Annotated in this window: 22 protein-coding genes and 3 pseudogenes; 23 read left to right on the top strand and 2 right to left on the bottom strand. The window is 33.4% G+C overall.

Going from position 1 to position 24,667, the window contains the following annotated elements; translation table 11 throughout:
- The first annotated feature begins 234 nt into the window (after positions 1-234).
- The 17 genes and pseudogenes from fabZ (JCM14209_RS04425) (at position 235) to JCM14209_RS04345 (ending at position 15,063) form a co-directional block, all read left to right on the top strand.
- Positions 235-681 (top strand): 3-hydroxyacyl-ACP dehydratase FabZ, encoded by a 447-nt coding sequence (gene fabZ, locus JCM14209_RS04425; protein WP_025022368.1) that lies wholly within the window; start codon positions 235-237, stop codon positions 679-681.
- Positions 682-722: 41 nt separating this feature from the next.
- Positions 723-1,163, top strand: a complete 441-nt coding sequence (locus JCM14209_RS04420; protein WP_025022367.1) for a MarR family winged helix-turn-helix transcriptional regulator — start codon at positions 723-725, stop codon at positions 1,161-1,163.
- 9 nt (positions 1,164-1,172) lie between these two features.
- A pseudogene (locus JCM14209_RS09050) lies at positions 1,173-2,149 on the top strand (beta-ketoacyl-ACP synthase III).
- Between the two features lie 47 nt (positions 2,150-2,196).
- The gene (locus JCM14209_RS04410; RefSeq protein ID WP_025022366.1) at positions 2,197-2,439 is read left to right on the top strand and encodes an acyl carrier protein; all 243 of its coding nucleotides are present in this window, start codon (positions 2,197-2,199) and stop codon (positions 2,437-2,439) included.
- Between the two features lie 18 nt (positions 2,440-2,457).
- Entirely contained in the window at positions 2,458-3,393 is a 936-nt protein-coding gene (locus JCM14209_RS04405) for an ACP S-malonyltransferase (protein ID WP_025022365.1), read from the top strand.
- Positions 3,394-4,125: a 3-oxoacyl-[acyl-carrier-protein] reductase gene (gene fabG, locus JCM14209_RS04400; protein WP_025022364.1), complete on the top strand. Its 732-nt coding sequence runs from the start codon at positions 3,394-3,396 to the stop codon at positions 4,123-4,125.
- Between the two features lie 14 nt (positions 4,126-4,139).
- Positions 4,140-5,378 carry a beta-ketoacyl-ACP synthase II gene (gene fabF, locus JCM14209_RS04395; RefSeq protein ID WP_025022363.1) on the top strand — a complete coding sequence of 413 codons (1,239 nt, stop codon included), beginning with the start codon at positions 4,140-4,142 and terminating at the stop codon, positions 5,376-5,378.
- A 2-nt stretch (positions 5,379-5,380) separates the two neighbouring features.
- Positions 5,381-5,836, top strand: a complete 456-nt coding sequence (gene accB / locus JCM14209_RS04390; RefSeq protein ID WP_025022362.1) for an acetyl-CoA carboxylase biotin carboxyl carrier protein — start codon at positions 5,381-5,383, stop codon at positions 5,834-5,836.
- Positions 5,837-5,840: 4 nt separating this feature from the next.
- Positions 5,841-6,266, top strand: coding sequence for a 3-hydroxyacyl-ACP dehydratase FabZ (gene fabZ / locus JCM14209_RS04385; protein ID WP_025022361.1), 426 nt, complete (start codon positions 5,841-5,843; stop codon positions 6,264-6,266).
- A 22-nt stretch (positions 6,267-6,288) separates the two neighbouring features.
- Positions 6,289-7,653: an acetyl-CoA carboxylase biotin carboxylase subunit gene (accC, locus tag JCM14209_RS04380; RefSeq protein WP_025022360.1), complete on the top strand. Its 1,365-nt coding sequence runs from the start codon at positions 6,289-6,291 to the stop codon at positions 7,651-7,653.
- Positions 7,653-8,507, top strand: coding sequence for an acetyl-CoA carboxylase, carboxyltransferase subunit beta (accD, locus tag JCM14209_RS04375; protein WP_025022359.1), 855 nt, complete (start codon positions 7,653-7,655; stop codon positions 8,505-8,507). The genes accC and accD overlap by 1 nt, the downstream gene beginning before the upstream one ends.
- On the top strand, positions 8,500-9,288 hold the full coding sequence (gene accA, locus JCM14209_RS04370; RefSeq protein WP_025022358.1) for an acetyl-CoA carboxylase carboxyltransferase subunit alpha: 789 nt from the start codon (positions 8,500-8,502) through the stop codon (positions 9,286-9,288). The genes accD and accA overlap by 8 nt, the downstream gene beginning before the upstream one ends.
- Positions 9,289-9,302: 14 nt before the next feature.
- Positions 9,303-10,061, top strand: coding sequence for an enoyl-ACP reductase FabI (fabI, locus tag JCM14209_RS04365; RefSeq protein ID WP_025022357.1), 759 nt, complete (start codon positions 9,303-9,305; stop codon positions 10,059-10,061).
- Positions 10,062-10,223: 162 nt separating this feature from the next.
- Complete coding sequence (zwf, locus tag JCM14209_RS04360; protein ID WP_025022356.1) at positions 10,224-11,702, top strand: glucose-6-phosphate dehydrogenase; 1,479 nt, start codon at positions 10,224-10,226, stop codon at positions 11,700-11,702.
- Positions 11,703-11,804: 102 nt separating this feature from the next.
- Positions 11,805-12,853: pseudogene (gene dinB / locus JCM14209_RS09045) on the top strand (DNA polymerase IV).
- A gap of 18 nt (positions 12,854-12,871) precedes the next feature.
- The gene (locus JCM14209_RS04350; RefSeq protein WP_025022355.1) at positions 12,872-13,588 is read left to right on the top strand and encodes a response regulator transcription factor; all 717 of its coding nucleotides are present in this window, start codon (positions 12,872-12,874) and stop codon (positions 13,586-13,588) included.
- On the top strand, positions 13,588-15,063 hold the full coding sequence (locus JCM14209_RS04345; RefSeq protein WP_025022354.1) for an ATP-binding protein: 1,476 nt from the start codon (positions 13,588-13,590) through the stop codon (positions 15,061-15,063). The genes JCM14209_RS04350 and JCM14209_RS04345 overlap by 1 nt, the downstream gene beginning before the upstream one ends.
- Positions 15,064-15,298: 235 nt before the next feature.
- Here the strand turns inward: JCM14209_RS04345 and JCM14209_RS04340 are convergent, their stop codons facing one another.
- The gene (locus JCM14209_RS04340; RefSeq protein ID WP_025022353.1) at positions 15,299-17,443 is read right to left on the bottom strand and encodes an LTA synthase family protein; all 2,145 of its coding nucleotides are present in this window, start codon (positions 17,441-17,443) and stop codon (positions 15,299-15,301) included.
- A 221-nt stretch (positions 17,444-17,664) separates the two neighbouring features.
- Between JCM14209_RS04340 and JCM14209_RS04335 the strand changes: the two genes are divergently transcribed.
- From JCM14209_RS04335 to JCM14209_RS04325, 3 genes and pseudogenes are all read left to right on the top strand, one after another.
- Positions 17,665-19,017, top strand: coding sequence for a glucose-6-phosphate isomerase (locus tag JCM14209_RS04335; RefSeq protein ID WP_025022352.1), 1,353 nt, complete (start codon positions 17,665-17,667; stop codon positions 19,015-19,017).
- Between the two features lie 157 nt (positions 19,018-19,174).
- Positions 19,175-19,878 (top strand): annotated as a pseudogene (locus JCM14209_RS09040) (helix-turn-helix domain containing protein).
- Positions 19,800-20,753, top strand: coding sequence for an IS3 family transposase (locus JCM14209_RS04325; RefSeq protein WP_225349686.1), 954 nt, complete (start codon positions 19,800-19,802; stop codon positions 20,751-20,753). Before JCM14209_RS09040 ends, JCM14209_RS04325 begins: the two are co-directional and overlap by 79 nt.
- A gap of 89 nt (positions 20,754-20,842) precedes the next feature.
- Here JCM14209_RS04325 and JCM14209_RS04320 read toward each other — a convergent pair whose 3' ends face one another.
- Positions 20,843-21,580, bottom strand: a complete 738-nt coding sequence (locus JCM14209_RS04320) for an MIP/aquaporin family protein (RefSeq protein ID WP_025022350.1) — start codon at positions 21,578-21,580, stop codon at positions 20,843-20,845.
- A gap of 186 nt (positions 21,581-21,766) precedes the next feature.
- Between JCM14209_RS04320 and dapD the strand changes: the two genes are divergently transcribed.
- The 3 genes from dapD (at position 21,767) to JCM14209_RS04305 (ending at position 24,624) form a co-directional block, all read left to right on the top strand.
- The gene (gene dapD / locus JCM14209_RS04315; RefSeq protein WP_025022349.1) at positions 21,767-22,471 is read left to right on the top strand and encodes a 2,3,4,5-tetrahydropyridine-2,6-dicarboxylate N-acetyltransferase; all 705 of its coding nucleotides are present in this window, start codon (positions 21,767-21,769) and stop codon (positions 22,469-22,471) included.
- Between the two features lie 117 nt (positions 22,472-22,588).
- Positions 22,589-23,743 (top strand): N-acetyldiaminopimelate deacetylase, encoded by a 1,155-nt coding sequence (locus JCM14209_RS04310; RefSeq protein ID WP_025022348.1) that lies wholly within the window; start codon positions 22,589-22,591, stop codon positions 23,741-23,743.
- A 275-nt stretch (positions 23,744-24,018) separates the two neighbouring features.
- On the top strand, positions 24,019-24,624 hold the full coding sequence (locus tag JCM14209_RS04305) for a Crp/Fnr family transcriptional regulator (RefSeq protein WP_025022347.1): 606 nt from the start codon (positions 24,019-24,021) through the stop codon (positions 24,622-24,624).
- The last annotated feature ends 43 nt before the right edge of the window (positions 24,625-24,667 follow it).

Here is a 24,667-nt window from a genome sequence, read left to right as displayed (position 1 = left end):
CTAATATATAAATTAGGAAGTTAACAATAGAATTAGTTAATTTCTAGTTTTTTGAATAGATATTTTGAAAGTTCAAACTATTGAGATGTGCTGTACATGAAGGATAAATAATTTTATCAGATAAATTTTTGAAAAGGGGTAAAAGGGTAAATTTGACAAAAAATTATAATTAATTTATTATTTGAACATCGAATGTTTTGATATTCGAAATAAATTTCAAGTGAGGTGACTTGTGTGGCAATTATGGACGCTCAAGAGATTATGGATATGATTCCTAATCGCTATCCGATTTGTTATATTGATTACGTTGATGAGTTAACAACTGGTAAAAGTGTTATCGCAACAAAGAATGTAACAATTAATGAATCTTTTTTTAGAGGGCACTTTCCTAATAACCCAGTTATGCCAGGAGTGTTAATTATAGAAACACTTGCACAAGCGGCATCGATTTTAATTCTTAAATCACCAGAATTCGAAGGGAAAACAGCTTATCTTGGATCGGTAAAAAATGCTAAATTCCGAAAGGTTGTGCGCCCAGGGGATGTGTTAAAATTACATATCGAAATGGTAAAAAAGAAGGAAAATATGGGAATTGTTGAAACACAGGCAATTGTTAATGGTAAAAAAGCATGCACAGCAGAATTAATGTTTGTTGTTGCAGATCGAGATGAAAAAATCTAGCATTAACAAGGATAACTTGAGAAGATAGGTGGATTATAAGTATGAATGCACGTTACGATTATATTAACGATGCACTAGAGAAAATCTATGCAGATATACTTTGGATTGAAGAAAAAGAATTGCGTAAAAGTAATTTTAATGATATTACAATCAAAGAACTGCATGCTATTAATGCAATTTCGATGTATGACCATCAAACCGCTTCTCAAGTTGCAAAAAAATTGCACCTTTCTCCAGGAACATTGACTTCTACTGTAGATCGACTTTGTAAAAAAGGCTATGTTGAACGGATTAGACAAGATTCAGATCGAAGAGTTATTCGTTTAGGCTTAACGCGCAAAGGAAGATTAGTTTTTCGTGCTCATGAAGCTTTTCATAAAATGATGGTTAAAAGTTTTTTGAAGGATCTTGATGAAAATGAAACAGCGACGATTGAAAAATCAATTCGAAACTTGGAAGAATTTTTGAAAGAACATTCATAGGGGGTTATCATGCAAAATTTAAAAATGATGTATACCTCTCACTATGCTCCAGACCTAGTTATAAAAAACGATGATTTAGCTCAGATTATGGATACATCAGATGAATGGATTACACAACGTACTGGAATAAAGCAAAGACACATCAGTCTAAAGGAAAATACATCGCTTTTAGCTACAAGAGTGGCAAAGCAATTGCTTGAAAAAAGTGGTTGGGATGTAGAAAGCCTAGATATTATTGTTGTAGCTACAATGTCACCAGATGCTTATACACCAGCTACTGGAGCGATTGTCCAGGGGAATATCGGAGCAACAAATGCAATTGCCTTTGATATTTCAGCGGCATGTTCAGGATATATATATGCTTTAAGTATTGTTGAATCAATGATGAAGAATCTAAATTTTAAACGAGGTTTAATTATTGGTAGTGAGAATCTTTCGAAAATATTAGATTGGAAAGATCGCTCAACTGCTGTTTTATTTGGTGATGGAGCCGGTGGTACTTTAGTAGAGTTAAGTGACCAAGAAGATTCGAAGATTTTAAGCAGTGATTTAAAAACGATTGGTAGTAAATCTGAATATCTAACTGCTGGGGAAACAAAAACTTTAGAAACTTTTCCAACGAATGTACCTCACAATTTTAAGGCATTCCAAATGGAAGGTAGAGAAGTTATAGTTTTGCAACTAGAGAGGTACCTAAGTCGATTTTAAGAGCTGTGAAGGCGGCTAAGATTGATTTGGAAGAAGTAGATTACTTCCTATTACATCAAGCAAATGCAAGAATAATTAAGCAAGTTGCAAAAAAATTAAAGCTTGATGAAGATAAGTTCCCAATCAATATTGATGAATACGGGAATACATCGGCAGCTAGTGAACCCATTTTATTTGATGAATTAGTACAATCAGGACGTATTAAACGCGGAATGACGATTGCTATTAGTGGATTTGGTGGGGGACTAACCGTCGGAACACATATTATTAGATATTAAATTAAATAAAGTAAAGTAAAGTTTTTATTTTGAAGGAGATTATTAAAATGACAGAACAAGAAGTATTAGCAAAAGTACAAGAAATCGTAGTAGAACAATTAGATGTAGAAGTTGAAGATGTAACTTTAGCTGCAGATATCAAAGAAGATTTAGACGCAGATAGTTTAGATGTATTTGAAATCATGAATGAATTAGAAGACGAATTAGACATCAAATTAGAAGCAGATGAAAACGTAAAAACAATCCAAGATGTGGTTAATTACGTTAAAAAAGAATTAGACAACAAATAATTTTTGAGGAAAGTTATTATGAAGTATGGAATTTTATTTAGTGGCCAAGGAGCTCAATTTGAAGAAATGGGGCTAGATTTTTATCAAAATAGCCCACTCTTTAAAGAGTATATTGATAAAGCAAGTGAAATAACTTCATATGACTTAAGAGAAATTTTTGCAAATCAAGGTAATCAATTATCACAAACAAAATATGTTCAACTAGCGATTGTTGCAATGAGTGTTGGAATATATAAAATGCTTAGCCAAGCTTTAGGAAATCAATTTGAAGTTGGTGGAATGGTTGGCTTGTCGCTAGGTGAATACAGTGCTTTAATGGCAAGTGGAAAGTTGAATTATCAAGATGGGATGGCTGCGCTTAAAGATCGGGCCATTTATATGCAAGAAGATGCTGATGAAAATCCTAGTATGATGGGGGCAGCAATGAACCCTGATATCGAAAAACTAGAAGCAATTTGTGCGGAAATTGCAGATGTAACAATCGCTAATTACAATACTCCTAAGCAAGTCGTTTTAGGTGGTACAACCATAGGAGTAAAAGAAGCGATGGCCGCAATTGAAAATCAAGGAGCAGCTAAAAGAGTGGTTCCTTTAAAAGTTAGCGGGGCATTTCATACCCCGCTTTTTATAAATTCAAGTCAAAAAATGGGTAAACGTTTGGAAAATATAACTTTTGAAAATACCGATACACAAGTAATTAGTAACACAACGGTTAAACCATTTGAAACTGAAAAAATTGCACAAATTCTCGAAGCGCAAATTGTAAATCCGACTCATTTTGGTGATTGTTTACAATATTTGATTGATAATGAAAATATTAATGCAACGTTGGAAATTGGACCGGGACAAACTTTAACAAAATTTGCAAAACAAGTTGATAAGAGCTTGGATCGACATCACATCAGTTCTCTTGAGGATTTTGAAAAATTTATTGAATTTATGAAGGAAAAATAAATGGATTTAAAAGATAAAGTTGTATTAGTTACTGGAAGTTCACGTGGAATTGGAGCACAAATCGCACTAGCTTTTGCCAAACAAGGAAGTATTGTGATTTTGAATGGTCGAACAAGTATTCCAAAAGAATTAATGCAAGAATTAGATGAGATGGGTGCTAAATATGCACAAACACTTGGTGACATTAGTAAAGAAGACGATGTAAAACGCATGGTTAAAGAAGTTATCAAGGAATTTGGACAAATTGATGTCTTGGTGAATAATGCCGGAATCACAAATGATATGTTGATGATTGGAATGAAACGAGATGATTTTGCATCATTAATTGATGTTAATTTAGTCGGAACATTCCAAATGACGCAAGCAGTACTTAAAAAAATGTACAAGAAAAAAACAGGTGTCATTATCAATATGGCAAGTGTGATTGGTTTACACGGAAATATTGGGCAAGCAAATTATGCTGCAAGTAAAGCAGGTGTAATTGGGCTTACAAAGAGTGTAGCCAAAGAAGGTGCATTACGAAATATTCGTGTAAATGCAATCGCACCTGGAATGATTGTGAGTGATATGACAGATGTATTGAGTGATAAAGTTAAAGCAGATATTTTGGAAAGAATTCCGATGAAGCGTTTTGGTGAAGCAAAAGAAGTAGCAGACGTTGCGGTTTTCCTTGCAAAAAATGATTATATTACTGGACAAGTCATTACTATCGATGGTGGGATGACTATTTAATGGAGGTATGAACCTTGAGTAATCGTGTTGTAATTACTGGAATGGGTGTTGTGGGCCCAGTTGGTAATGATAGAGAAACATTTTTAAAAAATATATTTAATGGTAAAATTGGAATTGATAAAATTACCAAATTTGATGCTACAGAAACAGGAATTACTGTTGCTGGTGAAGTAAAAGGATATGATCCTAAAGAATCAATTGGCAAAAAAGCAGCCAAAAGAATGGATTTATATTCACAATACGCTGTAACAAGTGCAATGGAAGCCTTTGAACAAGCTGGGTTAAATGAAGAAAACGTCGATCCTTATGAGATGGGTGTAATCTACGGTTCAGGGATTGGTGGTTTAACAACAATTCAAGAACAAGTTGTTAAGATGCATGAAAAAGGGCCAAGAAGAGTTTCGCCAATGTTTGTTCCCACAGCAATTGCTAATATGGCTTCTGGAAATATTGCTTTACATTTTGGAGCAAAAAATATTTGTACAACCGTTGTAACGGCATGTTCCTCAGCAACTAATGCAATTGGTGAAGCGTATCGTCAAATTAAAGAGGGGCGTGCTCAAGTTATGATTACAGGGGGCTCTGAAGCATCTGTTAATGAAATCGGAATTGCAGGTTTTGCTGCATTGACGGCATTAACAACTGAAAAAGATCCTAAGAAAGCTTCAATTCCATTTGATAAAAATCGTTCAGGTTTTGTCTTAGGTGAAGGAGGAGCAACTTTAATTCTTGAAAGTTTAGAACACGCGCAGGCTCGTGGTGCTAATGTCTTAGGAGAAATTGTTGGTTATGGTAGTACGTGTGATGCTTATCATATGACATCACCCGATCCAACTGGTCAAGGTGCTGCTCGTGCAATGCAACAAGCAATTGACGAAGCAGGCGTTGCTCCTAACCAAGTAGGATATGTGAATGCTCATGGAACTGCAACACATGCTAACGATAGCGGAGAAGCAAAAGCTATCAATCAAGTTTTTGGTGAAGATAGCCAAGTTAGAGTAAGCAGTACTAAGAGTATGACAGGGCATTTACTTGGGGCAACTGGAGCCATTGAAGCCGTAATTACGGTTAAAGCTTTACAAGATGGTAAGTTACCAGAAAACGTTGGTTTGATGGAACAAGATGAAGAATGTAATGTTAATATTGTAACAAAAGATAACCAAGACGCGCCTGATCTTGAATATGCTATCAGCAATTCATTTGGTTTTGGTGGTCATAATGCGGTTATTGCATTGAAAAAATGGAGTGACTAATTTTGGATTTTAAAGATGTAGAAAAATTAATGGCGAACTTTAATGATTCAGAAATGCGTGAATTAGAAATCAAGGTCAAAGATTTTGAAATTCGTTTAAGTAAAAACGAAATTTCACAAAAAATGTTAGAATCATTAGTAAAGCCACAAATTATAGAACCCAAGGAAACTACAAGTACAGTTGAATCAAATGCCGAAACTAATCAAGAAGATGAAACTGCAAGTATGATTAAATCTCCAATGGTAGGGACTGTTTATCTTCAACCAAAACCCAACCAACCTCAATTTTTAAACGTTGGTTCGCAGGTTAAAAAAGGCGATATTGTTTGCGTTATTGAAGCAATGAAGATGATGACAGAAATTAAGAGTGAATTTACAGGAGTCGTTACTGAAGTATTAGTTTCAAACGAAGAACTTGTTGAATTTGATCAACCTTTATTTAAGGTGAAAGAAGGATAAGTGAATGATTTTAGATAGTACAGAAATTCAAAAGATTATTCCTCATCGCTATCCAATGTTATTAATTGATCGCGTTGAAGAATTAGAACCAGGTAAACGTTGTGTTGCTAAAAGAAATGTAACTACTCATGAAGAAGTTTTTAATGGGCATTTTCCTAACAATCCAGTTTTACCGGGGGTATTAATTGTTGAAGCATTAGCTCAAACGGGAGCTGTTGCTTTGTTATCAATGCCAGAATTTAAAGGAAAAACTGCGTACTTTGGTGGGATTAAACAAGCTAAATTTAGAAAAGTTGTGCGCCCAGGTGATACATTAATGTTAGAAGTAACATTAGAAAAAATTAGAAATAATGTTGGTTTAGGAAAAGCAGTTGCAACAGTTGACGGCAAAAAAGCATGTACTGCAGAACTAACATTTATGATTGGTTAGAGTAGGTAAGGTAGGTAAGTAGATGTTTGCAAAAGTATTGGTCGCAAACCGTGGTGAAATTGCGGTGCGAATCATTCGTTCATTGAAAGAACTAGGGATTAAGTCGGTTGCAATTTATTCAACAGCTGATCGTGAAAGTTTACATGTGCAATTAGCGGATGAAGCTGTTTGTGTGGGAACAGCCCGTCCGCAAGATTCATACTTAAATATGAAAAATATTTTAGCAGCAGCGGTTGGTACCGGTGCCCAAGCAATCCATCCCGGATTTGGATTCTTATCTGAAAATAGTGAATTTGCTGAGATGTGTGAGGCTGTAGGAATTAAATTCATTGGCCCTGATTCTAAAATTATCGACTTAATGGGAAATAAAGCAAATGCAAGAGAGCAGATGCAAAAAAATGGAGTTCCTGTTATTCCAGGTAGTGAAGGGTATATTCAAAACATTGAAGATGCCAAGCAAACTGCTAAAAAAGTTGGCTATCCTGTTTTACTAAAGGCTGCCTCAGGTGGTGGCGGTAAAGGAATTCGCCGTGTTGAAAATGAAAAGCAATTAGTGGATTTATATGAAGAAGCCAAAAGTGAAGCTAATATCTCTTTTGGTGATCAAAGAATGTATTTGGAAAAAATTATGACAAACGTTAAGCATATTGAAGTCCAAATATTTCGCGATCGCTTTGGAAATACAGTGTATTTTCCTGAACGAGATTGTTCACTTCAAAGAAGTAAACAAAAGCTTATTGAAGAAAGCCCTTGCCAATTAATAACCCAAGAGCAACGGGAAAAATTAGGAGCGATTGCGGTAAAAGCAGCTGAAGCAATTAATTATGAAAACACAGGGACTATCGAATTTTTAATGGATAGTGAACATAATTTTTATTTTATGGAAATGAATACACGTATTCAGGTAGAACACACAGTTACAGAAATGGTAACGGGTATTGATTTAGTTAAAGCACAAGTAAAAGTTGCTTTTGGAGAAAAATTACCATTTTCTCAAACTGATATCAAAATCAATGGTTATGCAATCGAATGTCGGATTAATGCCGAAGATCCTAAAAAAGATTTCATGCCACAAGTGGGAAATGTGAAATATTTGTATTTGCCTGTAGGTAATTTAGGGATGAGAATCGATTCTGACTTATATGCTGGGGCAAAAATCACACCATTTTATGATTCAATGATTGCTAAAGTAATCGCCTTAGGTCAAGATCGAAACGAAGCAATTCAAAAAGTAAAACGCTTATTAAATGAAATGGTAATTACGGGTTTAAATACAAATCAAGCCTTTCATTTATCATTACTGGAAGATGAAGAGTTTTTAAAGGGAACTGCAACAACTGAGTATCTTGAAAAATACTTTTTATCTAAATGGAAGGAGGAACAATAATGCAATTATTTGATGAGTTAAAAACATTAAGTAAAAAGCATATCAAAGCTGATAAAAAGGCTGGCGAAAAAGTTCCTTCAGGCTTATGGATTGCTTGTCCAAAATGCCACCAAACAATGTACCATAAAGACTTAGGAGTTTATAAAACTTGTAAGAATTGTGGATATGGATTTCGGATTGCAGCACGTGAACGTTTATCGTGGTTAGTTGATTCTTTTGTCGAATTTGATTCAGAAATTCAAACCAATGATCCATTGGAATTTCCCGGATATCAAGATAAACTAAAGGCTGCACAGAAAAAAACTTCTTTAAATGATTCAGTATTAACCGGAATCGCAACGATTAATACAACTGAATTTGCTTTGGGAATCATGGATCCACAATTTATTATGGGTTCAATGGGAACCGTTACAGGAGAAAAAATTACTCGTCTTTTTGAAAAAGCGCGTGAAAATCAATTACCAGTTGTTTTATTTACAGCTTCTGGGGGCGCACGCATGCAAGAAGGAATTTATTCTTTAATGCAAATGGCTAAAATTTCCCAAGCAGTCAAAGCGCATAGCGATGCGGGGCTAGTATATATTACTGTGTTAACAGATCCTACAACTGGTGGGGTAACTGCCAGTTTTGCAATGCAAGGAGATATAATTTTAGCGGAACCAAGAAGTTTAGTTGGCTTTGCTGGTCGGCGTGTTATTGAGCAAACAATTCATCAAAAGGTTCCGGAAAATTTACAAGATGCAGAAAACGTATTAGAGAATGGTTTTATCGACGGGATTATAGAACGAAAAGATCAAAAAGAAAAAATTGAGTGGCTGGTTAAAGCGCATCAAGGAGGTAGTACAATTGGTTAGTTTATTAAAAAAGAAAAAAACGGCTGCTGAAATTGTTGCTGCTTCTCGAGCTGAAAACAAAATTACCGCGCAAGAATTAATAGATGGTATTTTTTCTAATTTTATGGAATTTCATGGTGATCGTGCTTCTGGAGATGACGCAGCAATTATTGGTGGAATTGCTGAATTTAATGGCCAAATGGTAACCGTTATTGCAACCGACAAAGGTGTTAGCGTTGACGAGCGTATTAAAAAACATTTCGGTAGTCCGCAACCATCAGGATATCGGAAGTCACTAAGATTAATGAAACAAGCTGAAAAATTTAAACGTCCTGTAATTACATTTATTAATACGTCAGGTGCTTATCCGGGTAAATCTGCCGAAGAAAGTGGACAAGGAGAAGCAATTGCGCGAAACTTACTAGAAATTAGTAATTTAAAAGTTCCTGTAATTGCAATAATTTACGGAGAAGCTGGAAGTGGAGGCGCCCTTGCTTTGGCATGCGGTGATGAAGTTTGGATGTTAGAAAATAGCATGTATTCTGTCCTTTCACCAGAAGGTTTTGCTTCTATTTTATGGAAAGATGGTTCAAGAAGTGACGAAGCAGCAGAAGTAATGAAATTAACTCCACAGGCGTTATTCGATCAAAATGTGATTGAAGGAATAATTCCTGAATCTAGTTCTAATAAAAAAACATGCAAAGAAATTGCAGCTGTTTTAGAAAAAAGATTACACTTATTACAATCAAGAAAACCACATGATTTAGTGAAACAAAGACAAGCTAGATTCCGAAAATTTTAAAGGAGTAATAAAACATGTCAAACTTATTAGAAGGAAAAACAATTTTGGTAATGGGAGTTGCTAATAAACGCTCAATTGCTTGGGGATGTGCTCAAGAAATGGAAGAAAGTGGCGCTAAATTAATTTATACTTATCAAAATGAACGTTTGAAAAAAAGTTTAATGCGTTTGGTTGATGATGAAAATTCATTAATTGAATGTGATGTTGCAAACGATGAAAGTATTAAGAACGCTTTTGATACTGTCTATGAACGTTTTGGTAAAGTTGATGGAATTTTACATGCGATTGCATATGCAAATAAAGAAGAATTAGGTGGAGATATTATGGATGCAAGTCGTGAAGGTTTTGCATTAGCACAAAATATTTCTGCTTATTCATTGATTGCAGTAGCTAATTATGGAAGAAAAATTTTAAACAATCCAGGAAGTTTAGTAACTCTTACATACATGGGTTCGAAACGAGCAATTCCTAATTATAACATTATGGGAGTTGCTAAAGCTTCACTTGAATCAAGTGTTCGTTATTTAGCACGAGATATGGCTCAATACGGTGTTCGTGTTAATTCAATTTCTGCTGGGGCAATTAAAACATTAGCGGTCACAGGAATTAAGGGGCATGGAGATCTCTTAAAACTTTCAGAAGAACGTGCGGTTGACGGCCAATCAGTTACTCAACGCGAAGTTGGTGGCGCATGTGCATTCTTGATGAGTGATTTATCAAAGGGTGTTGTCGGGGACACTATTTATGTTGATAAAGGTGTACATTTAATTTAATATTTTTTGAGGTTAGGATGTATTTCCTAGCCTTTTTTAAAACTGTAAAATTTAGGGAATTTTATTAAAACAGATGATAATATTTCCGGTGGATAATTGTTTATAAAAAACGCAGAATTAGTTATAATATAAAGAGATATTAAACTGAATGGAGCATTAAAAATGATAGAAAAAAGTAAGGAACAAAAGGTTTTAATCTTCATTTTTGGTGGAACTGGAGATTTAGCACAAAGAAAACTATATCCTTCTTTATTCAATTTATATAAAAAAGGATTTTTAAAGGAAAATTTTGCTGTAATTGGAACGGCTAGAAGACCTTGGACAAATGAACATTATCAACAAGTTATTCGAAATTCAATTTCAGGAATGGAAGACACAGCTAAACAGGCAACTGAATTTTCACGTCATTTTTATTATCAATCACATAACGTTGATGATAGTGAACATTACGTAACGCTTAAAGAATTGGCTGATCAATTAGATATAAAGTATGGTATTGATGGAAATCGTTTATTTTATCTAGCAATGTCTCCTAAATTTTTCGGAACAATTTGTAAGAATTTACGCGGGGAAAAAGTTACAAGCGATAATGGTTATAATCGAGTAGTAATTGAAAAACCATTTGGTCATGATTTGAGTAGTGCACAAAGTTTAAATGATGATATTGCAAAGTATTTCCCTGAAAATTCAATTTATCGAATTGATCATTATCTAGGTAAGGAAATGGATCAAAATATCTTAGCTGTACGATTCGGAAATAATATTTTCCGCGCCTTATGGAATAATCGCTATATTGATAATATTCAAATTACTTTAAGCGAATCCCTAGGAGTTGAAGAAAGAGCAGGGTATTATGAAACAGCTGGAGCCTTAAGAGATATGGTTCAAAATCATATTTTACAAATTGTATCTTTATTAACAATGAATGCCCCAGTAACATTTACAGATGAAGATATCCGTAATGAAAAGATTAATGCGTTAAAAGCATTACAAGTATATACTCCAAAAGAAGTAGCAGAAAACTTTGTTCGCGGACAATACGATGAAAATGGCGATTTAAAAGCTTATCGCCAAGAAGCTTCTGTTGATCCTAAGTCATTAACAGAAACATTTGTTGCTGGTAAATTGCATATTAATAATATGGATTTTTCAGGTGTTCCAATTTATATTAGAACCGGAAAGCGTCTAGCCACAAAAGCAACCCGAATTGATATTGTCTTTAAGAATATGCCTAATAATATTTTTAGTGATACTGAGGAATTAATGCCAAATGTTTTATCATTTAATGTAGATGCCAATCCAGGAATGGAATTAACATTGAATACTAAAAAGGTTAGTCAAGGCGGCTATGCCCTCGAAAATCGTACTTTAAAATATACACATGATGAAGCAACACAAGCAATTACACCAGAAGCTTATGAAAAATTAATTTTAGACACAATTAAAGGTGATACAACAAACTTTGTTCATGCTCAAGAAGTATTTTATTCATGGAAGTTTGTTGATGCCATTCGCAAAGCGTGGGATGAACAAGCAATTACACCAGAAGAATTAACTAACTATATCAGTAATTCAATGGGGCCTAAAGCATCAGATGATTTACTTGCACGAGATGGTAATAAATGGATTTTTAATCCTTAATAAATAAGAGATATAATTTTTTGAGGCTGAGAAAATACTTTCCCAGCCTCATTTTATGAATGGGTGAGGGTTATTTCAGAAAGAAAAATAATTCATGTGGATATGGATGCATTTTATGCATCAATTGAGATGCGCGATAATCCAGATTTACGCAACAAACCACTTGTAATTGCGCGAAATCCGCGAAATACAGGGGGACATGGAGTTGTAGCAACTGCCAATTATATTGCGCGTACATATGGAATTTACTCAGCCATGAGTGCCCAAAAAGCATATGAAAAATGTCCCCAGGCGGTTTTTGTGACGCCAAATTTTGAAAAATATCGCCAAGTATCTAATGAAATCCACAAAATATTTCATGAATACACTGAAATGATTGAATATGTAGCATTAGATGAAGCATACTTAGATGTAACACAAAATAAAAAACAAATTACATCTGCGGTTTTGATTGCTCATCAAATCCAACAAAAAATCTTTGATAAAACTAAGTTAACTAGTTCAACAGGAGTATCATATAATAAATTTTTGGCGAAGTTAGCTCAGATTATTCTAAACCAGCAGGTATTACCGTTGTTAATAAAGAAGATATTCGAGATTTTTTAGATCCACTTACGATTGATAAATTTAGAGGAGTCGGAAGAAAAACGCTCCCTAAAATGTATGAAGCAAAAATATATTGTGGAAAAGATCTACGCAAAAAAAGCGAGCAAGAACTTGTAAGAAAATTTGGAAAAATTGGACAGCAATTGTATTATAGAGTTAGGGGAATAGATGATAGACCAGTTGAATGGAAAAGACAGCGTAAATCAATTGGAAAAGAAAGAACTTTTGATAGTGCGCTGAATTCAAGTGAGCAAGTTGAATCACAGTTTAAGATATTAGCTAACTTGTTAGTGTCTAGTTTAGTTAAACAACAAAAACATGGGAAAACATTGGTGGTTAAAGTTCGTAATAGTAATTTTGAAACTATTACTAAACGTATCACACTAATGGATTATCTACCTAATGATGAAGATACAATTGTATTTTACGCAAGAGAAATTTTTGAAGAAATACAAGAAGGTCAAATTGATGTTAGGTTACTCGGAATAACAATAACTAATCTAGACAAGATAGGTTTTGAAAATATAAAATTAGAATTGAAATGATATGAAAGGGTGAATGACATGAAAATATTGATGGTTGAAGATAACCGTGAAGTTTCAGAAATGATGTCAATGTTCTTCTCTAAAGAAAAATGGGATGTAGAATATGCATATGATGGAGAAGAAGCTGTTAATAAATTTAAGTCAGATCCAGAATCATGGGATATGATAACATTAGATTTGAATTTACCAAAAAAAGATGGGATGCAAGTAAATGCGGAAATTAGAAAGATTTCAAGTACTGTTCCAATTATTATTTTAACGGCGCGTAATTCTGAAAGTGATCAAACATTGGGCTTAGAAATGGGGGCAGATGATTATGTTGCTAAACCATTTTCTCCGATGATTTTAATTGCGCGAATTAAGGCATTACACCGTCGGGCATTATTACAAGGAATTCAAACTGAAGAAACTACGGGAAAGGAATATGATATTGAAACCAAGCATTTAATGTTAAGTACCAGTACTCGTAAAGTGTTAATTGACGGCACAGAAATTGAAGAATTGACACCAAAAGAATTCGAGTTATTAAAGGCATTGGCAAGTAAACCCCGTCAAGTTTATTCACGTGATCAACTATTACAAATGGTTTGGGGATATGAATTTTATGGGGATGAACGTACTGTAGACGCTCATATCAAGAAGTTACGTCAAAAAATTGAAACAGTTGGACCTCAAATTATTAAAACTGTTTGGGGCGTAGGATATAAATTTGATGACACTGAGGTAGAAAAATAATGAAATTTCTTTATCAGCAATTATTAGCATTCTTAGCGCTAATAGTTGTAACTGTTGGGACTCTTTCGATTTTATTTTTCCATTTATCAAAGCAAATGGTTTATGAAAATGCATGGAATCAAATGGAAGGGTATGCTTTTACATTAAAAAATGAAGCTCTAGATATTACTAAAAAAAGCGGACAAGCGGTAATCAGACTCAATGTTACCGAGTTACAAACTGCAGAAAAATTATTGTATTCTCAACATACGCGCTTTACGATTTATACTGCAAACAATGAAATTATGTACCCTAAAAAAACAAAGCAAATTTCAAATGCAGCAATTTCAAAAGAAGATTGGGAAGATTTACAAAGAGGAAAAATTATTCGTAATCGAAATGAAGTGCGTCCAAACACTTCGTCAATCGATGTTGATAAAACTGCAAATAAAAATATCAAAATTATAGATATCTACACGCCTTGCTTTGATTCAAACGGAAATTTAGTTGCAGTTATCATGGTTGGAGAAGATATTTCGACATTATCAGATGCGGTTAATAGAATTTCTCAAAATTTAGTAGTAATTTTTGCAATTGCGTTGATTATCGGGGTCTTTCTCTCAACTATAATTGCGCATTATTTAACAAAACGGATTACAAAATTACGTCAAGCAACAAGTTTAGTTGCTGATGGAAACTTTGATGTGGAAATTTCGACAAATGAACGAGATGAAATTGATAAGTTATCATCAGATTTTAATAGCATGGTAACTTCTTTACGTGAATCTAGTGAAGAAATTAAGCGTCAGGAACGTCGACGTGAAGAATTCTTTGCAGATGCTGCCCATGAAATGAGGACACCATTAACAACGATTAACGGATTATTAGAAGGTTTGGCGTACGATGTTATTCCTGAAGAAAGTAAGGAAAAAAGTATTGAATTGATGAGATCCGAAACTAATCGTTTAATTCGTTTAGTTAATAAGAATCTTGATTATGAAAGAATTCGTGCCGGAAATATTGCCTTGAATAAGTCTGAATTTGGGGTTCAAGGGGTTGTTTCAAATATTGTGAGTCAACTTGAAAGTAAAGCAGAAGAAGTTGGTGATAAATTTGAAATTAATATTCCTAAGAATTTGAAAGTATACGCGGATTACGATCGCTTTGTTCAAATTATTTTTAACGTAACTCAAAATGCGATTCAGTTTACTAACGATGGGTTAATCAAGATTTCGGCTGAAAAAGGTTTTAACGAATTAATAATCCATATTTCCGACACCGGTATCGGAATGGAAGAAAAAGATTTAAAGAATATTTGGGAACGTTATTATAAAGCAGATGAATCTCGAACTAATACCAAATATGGAGAATCTGGATTAGGATTATCAATTGTTCATAAATTAATTGAATTACATGGTGGTAAGGTTGATGTTGTAAGTAAGAAAAACGTGGGGACAACTTTCACATTAATTTTCCCAGATAAAGATGAAGACTAAAAAATAATTATCAAATAATGCTAATAGGATAATCTAATTAAATATGATGATATAACAGTTAAGTAGTTTGTAAATCAAGCAGCTTAACTGTTTTTATTAGGAATAAAATTATGATAATAATTGTTAGTAATATTGCTATTGTTATCAGTACAAAATGAAAACCCTTGATAATTCAACGTTTTTTAACGAAGAATTATCAAGGGTTTATTATATTAAAACTTCTCAGTTATATTTTTTATTGAGTAGGAGATTCATACATTGTTGATGATTCAGATGAACTACTTGAATTTTCGCTGCTAGTTTCATTTGAAAGTTCGGGAGCGTTCGTAGAGTAATCATCAATTGTACTTTTGTTGTTATTCATTGACCAAATAGATTTTGATTTTTTACCAAGTTTATTTTCTGTTTTGATTAATTGCTTCATTTGATTTTTATAGTTATAAAGCTTTGGATCAATTGGTGTAAAATTATGCGGAATATAGAACCGTAGTAAATTTTTATTATTCAAAGTATCTGATAAGGATAGTTCGCGAATAACTTTATCTGCTTGCTTATCCACATATTTTTGTAATTTTTTACTTGGATGAGTAACAACATTGCCAGAGCTATTTTCGTAAATTGTATTTCCTATAACTGTATATTTAGGAGTTATAAAGTTTTCATTTCTAAAAGCAACGGTTTGATCATGTTGCTTTGAAAAAAGATCAGTTCCAAATTGAATATATGGTTGAGAATTAATACCTAAAAGATGCTCGATTGTAGGTAAGACATCAATTTCGCCACCATATTGTTGTTGGATTCCACCATTTTTATTGCCAGGGATATGAATCATGAATGGAACTCGTTGCATTTGTGCATCATCGAATTTATTCCATGTAGAAGCTGATTTTCCAAGTAATGGGGCAAGTTTTAAGTTTCTGGTGTTAGAAATTCCATAATGATCACCATACATAACAATCATTGTGTTATCATATAAACCACTTTTTTTAAGGTACTCAAAAAATTCTTGTAATGCTTGGTCAAGATAATGAGCGGTCACAAAGTAATTATTAACTGATTCATCACTTGTATTGGCAGCTTTAAAGTCAGTGTTAGCCTTATCTAAAGCGTAAGGAAAGTGATTAGATACAGTAATAAATTTCGCCATAAATGGCTGTTGTAAACGTTCGAGATATTTAACTGAATCATGGAAAAGCAATTTGTCTTTCAAGCCATATTCAGTTAAATTTTGGGGTTTGGTATCATAATAACTAGCATCAAAGAAATAATTGTAACCGAAATTCTTATATACAGAATTTCGATTCCAAAATGAGCCGGCATTTCCGTGAAAAACAGCGGAAGTATAGCCGCTTGTTTGATTTAATATTGCTGGTGAAGCTTCAAATGTATTATCGGATCCTAACATTGAAAAAAGTGATCCCTGTGGTAAGCCGTAAGTACTTGTTTCAAGCATATTTTCGGCATCGGAAGTTTTTCCTTGTCCAACTTGGTTAAAGAAGTTAGCAAAGCTATAGGTATCATTGCTATGATATAAGCTATTAATAAATGGAGTGACTTCTTTTCCATCAAGCTTATAGTCAATTAAGAATTGTTGGAAACTTTCTAAATGAATGATAATAACATTTTTTCCTTTTGCGACTCCAAACATTTTTGGATTTGGGGCAGCATAATGTTGATTTTTATAATCAATTATTTCGTTTAAATCCGAACTACCAGCTGAATCACGAACTTGACTGTTACGCGCGGTTTTTAAGCCATCATAAATGGTATATGTATCAATTCCGAGGTATTTAACCAAGTAGTTACGATCGAAAGTTCGTCCAAGCAGTTGCGGACGATCAATTTCACCTAAGGTAATATTTAACATCAAAAACATTAGTGAAAAGACACTTAAAGCAATTGCTTGAACACGAGGAACTTGCCGATTATCAAGCTTTATAATTTTAAAGACAAACCCCAAAATAAGGAGTATAAAATCAAAAAATAAGATAATATCCTGCGGTTTCATAAGTGCAAGTGAACTTCCACTTAAACCTTGTGAAACAGTCGAATAACCAAAAATCGTATTGATTGTCATGAAATCTGTAAACTCGCGATAATAGATAACGTTAAAGAGTAATAACGCACTATTAGCAACGTAAAGCAAAATCATTAACAAATAAGACGGGATTGTTCGTTTAACATAAAGAGCAACCCCCAGGAGCAACATGGTAGTTGCAAGGGGATTAATCAAGAGAACAAAAATTTGGTATATTCCTTTAACTCCAAGATTAAAATCGATGAAGTAAGTTAAAATAGTTTTTAACCAAAATAAAAAAACTAGTAAGCTAAAAAAGCCCCACCTGGATTGTAAAATGAATTTAATTTTATCTAATTTCAATATTCTCTTCTTCCTTTCAAGAATATTCAACTAATCATTAATTTTAAAATAAGTTTGACTCAATAGTCAATTTATAAATAAGAACTTAATAAAGATTTATAAAGTAATTATACACAAAAAACGCTGAATATTTAATAAAATATGCTTATTAATCTATGTTCAAATAAAGCATAATAATGTATAATGTAAGCGTAATAAAAAATAATTAAGGAGAGAGTAAAATGGCTCATATTTCTTTTGATAGTTCAAATTTAACAAAGTTTGTACATGATAATGAACTAGGCGAAATGCAAGCATTAGTTAACGCCGCAGATACACAATTACGCGAAGGAACTGGTGCTGGTAATGATTTTAGAGGCTTTTTAAACTTACCAGTAGACTTCGATAAAGAAGAATTCGACCGCATTAAAAAGGCAGCTAAGAAGATTCAAGAAGAATCAGAAGTACTAGTTGTTATTGGTATTGGGGGATCATACTTAGGTGCACGAGCAGCTATTGAATTCTTACATCACCAATTCTACAACTACTTACCTGCAGATAAGCGTAAGGCACCTCAAATTTTCTTTGCAGGTAACTCAATTTCTGGTTCATATGTAAATGATTTAATTGACTTAATCGGAGACAAAGATTTTTCTGTTAACGTTATTTCAAAATCTGGTACAACTACAGAACCTTCAATTGCGTTCCGTGTTTTCAAACAAAAGTTAATTGAAAAATACGGTGTAGAAGGTGCTCGTGATCGTATCTATGCTACAACAGATCGTGCTCGTGGTGCATTGAAGACAGAAGCTGACGCAGAAGGTTACGAAACATTTGTAATTCCTGATGATGTTGGTGGACGTTTCTCTGTACTTACACCAGTTGGTTTATTACCAATTGCAGTATCAGGTGCAGATATTGACCAATTAATGAAAGGTGCAGCAGATGCACGTACAGAATATTCAGATGCTGATTTAACTAAGAATGAAGCATATCAATATGCAGCATTACGTAACATCTTATATCGTAAAGGATACACAACAGAAATCCTTGAAAACTACGAACCAAGTTTACAATACTTCTCAGAATGGTGGAAGCAATTAATGGGTGAATCTGAAGGTAAAGATGAAAAAGGTATCTACCCATCATCAGCTAACTTCTCAACTGATTTACACTCATTAGGTCAATACATTCAAGAAGGTATGCGTAACTTAATGGAAACTGTTGTTACAGTTGGAAACCCAAGACATGATGTTGATATTCCAAGTGACGAACAAAACCTAGATGGTTTAGGTTACTTAGAAGGTAAAACAATGAATCATGTTAACTCAAAGGCATTCCAAGGGGTAGTATTAGCTCACACAGATGGTAACGTGCCAAACATGATTGTTAACATTCCTGATCAAACAGAATATACATTAGGATACACAATTTACTTCTTTGAAATTGCAGTTGCAATTTCTGGATACTTAAATGGTATTAATCCATTTAATCAACCAGGGGTAGAAGCATACAAGAACAACATGTTTGCTTTATTAGGCCGTCCAGGTTATGAAGAATTAACAAAAGAATTACAAGAACGTTTAGGCGAATAATTTTTTGTAATAACTAAAACTAGGTGAATATCATGATATATTCACCTAGTTTTTTATAGAAAATAAAAAAACCTTAAGAAATCTGTGGGCTATAATACCTTCTAAGTATACAGATGAAATATACAAAATCATCTAAATACTTGGAGGGTATTTTTTTATGGGAAGAAAACCAAAATTTAATTCAGCACAAAAACTATCTATTTTAAAAGAGGCTAAAGAAAAAGGTATATATGAAATTTCTAAAAAGTATTCAATTAATAATAGAACCATCCAACAATGGTGTCTATTATACAAATATCAAGGAATTGAAGGACTTAAAAGTAAACGTACTAACCAAAGTTATTCTCTTAACTTTAAAATTTCTTTAGTTACAGCATTTATGGAATCAGGAGATTCTTTACTGAACTTCGCAATAAAAAATGGATTAAAATCCCATACACAACTATATAACTGGATAAAGCGGTATAATAGAGGTACCTTAAAGGCTTATCAGCTAGAAAGAGAGACCTAAATTTGACTAAAAAAAGAAATTCAGCCAGAAAAACTACCTTTGAAGAACGCCTAGAAATCATTGAATTCTTGATTAAACATGATATTAATTACCATAGAACAGCCGAAAAATATGATGTGAGTTATGCACAAGTATATAACTGGTATAAAAAATATACTAAGAGTAATAATGATCCAGAATCACTTCGTGATAACCGTGGTAAAAGAAAATCTATAGAAACAATGAATGATCTTGAACGCTTACAAATTGAAAATCGACTACTTAAAGCACAATTAGAACAACAAAAAATGGAGATTGCCTTCGCAAAAAAATTGGTAGAAATACGCAATCGAGGGGGGAAAAAGAATTAAAGTACATAGCTATTAAAGAATTACATCAAGAATATCGCTGGTCGATTAGTAAGCTTAGTAAGATTGCCAAAGTGACAAGAGATGCGTATTATAAATGGTTTAAACGATGTAATAGTACGTATCGAAAGCAACAAGACCAACTCTACTCTGCCATTTTAGAATTGGAGAAAGAACATAATTTTACTTTAGGTTATTTAGGTATGACCACTCAGTTGAAAGCAGAAGGAAAATTAGATTTTACGGCTGGTTTAAAACGTGTAAGATCTTGTATGCGTAATAATAATATTCGTGTAAATATCAGAAAGAAAAAGAGAAACCGAATTAAATTAAAGCATGAATATATTAGTGAAAACCTATTATCTGGCCATTTTGATCGTGCAAGCAAGAATGAAGTATGGGCGACCGATACAACTGAAGTTGTATATTTTGAAGATAACAAACCACAAAAAGTACGATTACATGCGGTATTAGATTTATACGGACGTTACGTGATTAGCTATAATCTTTCAAAAACAGAAACTACATCGGCAGTAATTGATACATTTAAGAAAGCGTTCTCTAAAGAGCCAGGGGTAAGACCTATGGTTCATACAGACCGAGGTGCTGCATACTGTTCACTTTCCTTTAATCAATATTTAGAAAAGATGAACTGCGTTCATAGCATGTCTCATCCTGGACATCCATGGGAAAATTCCCCTATGGAGAGATGGTGGAATGATTTTAAACTACTTTGGCTGGAACGACACCCACAGCCACAATCATTTGAAGAATTAAAGAAACTGATTGACGAAGGTGTAAAATATTTCAATACAAAGAGAGCTTATGCATCAAAAAACGGTCTGACTGCGGAAAAGTTCCGCAATCAGACCGCATAGTCTATTTTATATATTTAAACTGTATACTTGACAGGACATAGTGCCGTGCTTTAAAAGCATAATTTCTTAAGGTTTTTTTGAGTTTAAGATTATAATCCAAAGATTGTTTTATATAAGAATACTGCAGTAATTCCGGCGCAAATTGGAGCTAAAACTGGAACCCATGAGTAATCCCATTGTGATGAACCTTTGTATTTAAATGGAATTAATGAGTGGACGATACGAGGACCTAAATCACGGGCAGGGTTTAAAGCAGGACCAGTTGGACCACCAAATGATGTAACTAATACCATAACTAAAAGACCAATTCCGATATATCCAGCACCTTGATTACCACTAGTAAAGAACTTAGCGTGAGTAATTGCTAGAGCACTAAACACAAGCGTGAAAGTACCGAAAAATTCGTTTACAAAACCATTAAAACGACTGTGTGTAGCAGAAATTGTTGAGAATGTACCTAAAATACTTTCAGGTTCTTCTGTAATATTATAGTGTGGCCAAAAACATGCTACAACGACTAATTGACCAACGATTGCACCTAAGAATTGAGCGCAGATATAAGGTAATGCTTCAGCCCATGTAAAATCGCCATTGATTGTTAAACCAAGAGTCATAGCAGGGTTGAATTGACCACCAGAAACGCCACCAAACATTAATGCAGGAACTAAAACAGCGAAACCATAACCGATAGAAATTGTAATCCATCCACTACGGTATCCCTTTGTTCCTTTAAGCTCTACGTCCGCAACAGAACCGTTACCTAACATTACCATGATAGCAGTACCAAAAAATTCAGCAGCTAAACGTGTGAATAATGGAAATTCCATTTTCATCCTCCTAAAATATGTAAAAATAATATGTAAATAAAAGTATAAAATACCTACACTATTTTAATAATTACAAGGGATACTGTCAATATTAAATATCCAAAAAACTTAACAAATTCAACTAATTATTGATAATCCTTATTAAAGATTATAAAATAATAACAACAATATATTTAGGAGGGTATTATGGCAAAATTAGATGCAAATGAAATTATTAGATTTATCGCAGAATCAGAAAAAAAGACGCCTGTAAAAGTATATGTTAAAGGGAATCTAGATAAAGTAGAGGTTCCTGATGAAATTGATGCATATTTTGGAGACAAAGCAGGGGTATTATTTGGTGATTGGAAAGATGTTGAACCATTTTTAGAAAATGAAAACATCACATCATACCAATTAGAAAATGATGGACGTAATACCGGAGTACCTTTGGTCGATGAAAAGAAATTTAACGCACGTATTGAGCCCGGTGCAGTTATTCGTGATCAAGTAGAAATTGGCGATAATGCGGTGATTATGATGGGGGCCGTAATCAATATTGGAGCTGAAATTGGTGAAGGATCAATGATCGATATGGGCGCAATTTTAGGAGGACGTGCAATTGTTGGTAAAAACTGCCATATCGGTGCTGGTACAGTGTTAGCTGGGGTTGTAGAACCACCTTCAGCACAACCAGTTATCATTGAAGATGATGTTTTAATCGGAGCGAATGCAGTTGTTTTAGAAGGTGTTCGTGTAGGGAAAGGTGCCGTAGTTGGAGCAGGTTCTGTTGTTACCAAAGACGTGGAACCTGGAACAGTTGTGTTAGGAATGCCAGCTAAAAAGGTTAAAAATGCATCTGAAGTTGAAGATGGTAAAAAAGAAATTGTTGATGATTTAAGAAAAATCTAAGCAATGTTGAAATTAAGACAGGGAAGAGAACCTGTCTTTTTTTGTTGTATTAATTTGTGCTGAAATTAAAAAAGCATTAGAGTATAATTAAAATAAATTAAAAGAGGTGGAATAAAAATGACTTTGACGGAAGAGCAATTAATTCAAATTCGACGCGATTTACATCAAATTCCTGAAATCGGAATGGAAGAATTTGAAACCCAAAAATACCTATTAAATGTAATTCAAAATTTCAATCAAGATTATTTAGAAATAAAAACTTGGAAGACGGGAATTTTAGTTCATGTGAATGGAGAAAATTCCGAACATACAATCGGCTATCGAACTGATATTGATGGTTTACCAGTTCAAGAACAAACTGGATTACCATATGCTTCAAAAAATGAAGGAAAAATGCATGCATGTGGACATGATATCCATATGTCAGTTGCTTTAGGGTTACTATCATTTTTTAGCGAAAATAAACCTAAAACTAATATGACTTTCATTTTTCAACCAGCCGAAGAAAATAAAAGTGGTGGTATGCAATTATATAATAGTGGGGCAATGGACGAATGGATGCCAGATGAAATTTATGGATTGCATGATAACCCCCAATTAAATGCAGGTGTTATTGGTTGTTGCCAAGGAACACTGTTTGCTGGAACCTGTGAAATACATATTAAGTTTATTGGAAAGAGTGGCCATGCCGCTTTTCCACATGATGCCAATGATATGGTAGTGGCAGGGGCCCAATTTGTAAATCAAATTCAAACGATTGTTTCGAGAAATGTTGATCCAATTGAATCTGGGGTAGTTACATTAGGCCATTTTAGTGCTGGAACGACTGGAAATGTAATTGCAGGACAATGCCAAATTGACGGAACAATTCGGGCTTTAACGCAAGAAAATAATCTAAAAATTCAAAAAAGAGTTCGTGAAATAGCATTAGGGATTGCTCAAAGTTTTGGATGTGAAGTTGAAATTGATTTACATCAAGGCGGATATTATCCGGTTGAAAATGATCCTAAGATAACTAAAATATTTATGGATTACATGCAAAATGCCAAAGATGTTGACTTTGTTGAAACTCGTCCTGCAATGACAGGCGAAGATTTCGGATATTTACTTTCAAAAATTCCAGGAACGATGTTTTGGTTAGGGGTCCAAAGTCCATATTCACTACATTCAGAATTTTTAGCTCCTAAAGAAGAAGCGATACAAATTGGGGTAACAGAAATTAGAGATTTTCTCCAATATCGTATGAATTTAATTTATGATGTCATAAAATAAATATATTAAACTCGAGTGTTTTAGTCCCTCGAGTTTTTTATTTCACTTTAAATATCATTAAAATAATTAGTAAATTTTTAATGATAAAAATATACGCCTGATAATTAACTTTTTTGCGGTATGAAAATATTAAAAAAATAAAAAATAAAAAAATTCTAAAAAAAACAGTGACAAAACGTGCAAAGTATTTTATTATATATTTTGTTAAAAATGAAATAATAAATTTTTAACAACTAACCCTTCCACTGAATAATATGTATTCAGGAGGTATGAATATGCATCAACCATTTGGTGTTCAAATTAAAAATTATCAAAAAGGCGACTTAGTATTTGGCGAATATGATTTAAACGATTACTATTACTATATTTTAAAAGGAGTAGTAGAATTACGCCAATTTTTTGAGGAGTCTGAACGCTATGAATTGTACGGAGAGAGATCATTTTTTCCGATGTATCAAGTAAAACGCGGAACATATAATAAACGAGCTGTTTGTATCAGTGATGAATTAGAAGTTGTTCTTATTAAGCGTCCGAATAACAACGATTCAGAACTTGAAAGATTAATCTTACTTGAATCTCACAAATTAGCTGAGAGAAATGAAGTGATTTCGGAATTAAAAACGGCGTATGGAAAAAATAAAAAAATCTATGTAGAAAAATTTTTAAAAATACTTCTAAAAGAAGTGAATATCACAAATGTTGATGGTAATTATTGTTTACCTAATTCTGTAACACAAGCAAAGTTGAGTAATTTATTAGGAATTACGAGACAAGGGCTTAATCAAATTTTTCAAGAATTAAGGGAATCAAAAATTTTAATTACGAAAAAAAATCATAAAACACTTATATTTTCAAAGGGTTTTGTTGAAAATATGCTTTAATAAATATTAATCTTATAAATTGAAATGTATGGTAAAATATACT

The sequence above is a fragment of the Ligilactobacillus hayakitensis DSM 18933 = JCM 14209 genome (assembly GCF_000615845.1).
GTDB classification, from domain to species: Bacteria; Bacillota; Bacilli; order Lactobacillales; family Lactobacillaceae; genus Ligilactobacillus; species Ligilactobacillus hayakitensis.
The sequence above is the reverse complement of the archived record's forward strand: the minus strand, read 5'-3'. Positions and strand labels throughout refer to the sequence as shown.

What these genes read in the sequence shown, in the direction of transcription:
- JCM14209_RS04305 (WP_025022347.1), top strand. Translation starts at nt 24,019, where the DNA reads ATGCATCAACCATTTGGTGTTCAAATTAAAAATTATCAAAAAGGCGAC.
- zwf (WP_025022356.1), top strand. Translation starts at nt 10,224, where the DNA reads ATGATAGAAAAAAGTAAGGAACAAAAGGTTTTAATCTTCATTTTTGGT.
- JCM14209_RS04405 (WP_025022365.1), top strand. Translation starts at nt 2,458, where the DNA reads ATGAAGTATGGAATTTTATTTAGTGGCCAAGGAGCTCAATTTGAAGAA.
- dapD (WP_025022349.1), top strand. Translation starts at nt 21,767, where the DNA reads ATGGCAAAATTAGATGCAAATGAAATTATTAGATTTATCGCAGAATCA.
- JCM14209_RS04420 (WP_025022367.1), top strand. Translation starts at nt 723, where the DNA reads ATGAATGCACGTTACGATTATATTAACGATGCACTAGAGAAAATCTAT.
- JCM14209_RS04345 (WP_025022354.1), top strand. Translation starts at nt 13,588, where the DNA reads ATGAAATTTCTTTATCAGCAATTATTAGCATTCTTAGCGCTAATAGTT.
- JCM14209_RS04350 (WP_025022355.1), top strand. Translation starts at nt 12,872, where the DNA reads ATGAAAATATTGATGGTTGAAGATAACCGTGAAGTTTCAGAAATGATG.
- accD (WP_025022359.1), top strand. Translation starts at nt 7,653, where the DNA reads ATGCAATTATTTGATGAGTTAAAAACATTAAGTAAAAAGCATATCAAA.
- JCM14209_RS04320 (WP_025022350.1), bottom strand. Translation starts at nt 21,580, where the DNA reads ATGGAATTTCCATTATTCACACGTTTAGCTGCTGAATTTTTTGGTACT.
- fabZ (WP_025022361.1), top strand. Translation starts at nt 5,841, where the DNA reads ATGATTTTAGATAGTACAGAAATTCAAAAGATTATTCCTCATCGCTAT.
- accC (WP_025022360.1), top strand. Translation starts at nt 6,289, where the DNA reads ATGTTTGCAAAAGTATTGGTCGCAAACCGTGGTGAAATTGCGGTGCGA.
- JCM14209_RS04335 (WP_025022352.1), top strand. Translation starts at nt 17,665, where the DNA reads ATGGCTCATATTTCTTTTGATAGTTCAAATTTAACAAAGTTTGTACAT.
- fabG (WP_025022364.1), top strand. Translation starts at nt 3,394, where the DNA reads ATGGATTTAAAAGATAAAGTTGTATTAGTTACTGGAAGTTCACGTGGA.
- JCM14209_RS04410 (WP_025022366.1), top strand. Translation starts at nt 2,197, where the DNA reads ATGACAGAACAAGAAGTATTAGCAAAAGTACAAGAAATCGTAGTAGAA.
- fabI (WP_025022357.1), top strand. Translation starts at nt 9,303, where the DNA reads ATGTCAAACTTATTAGAAGGAAAAACAATTTTGGTAATGGGAGTTGCT.
- JCM14209_RS04310 (WP_025022348.1), top strand. Translation starts at nt 22,589, where the DNA reads ATGACTTTGACGGAAGAGCAATTAATTCAAATTCGACGCGATTTACAT.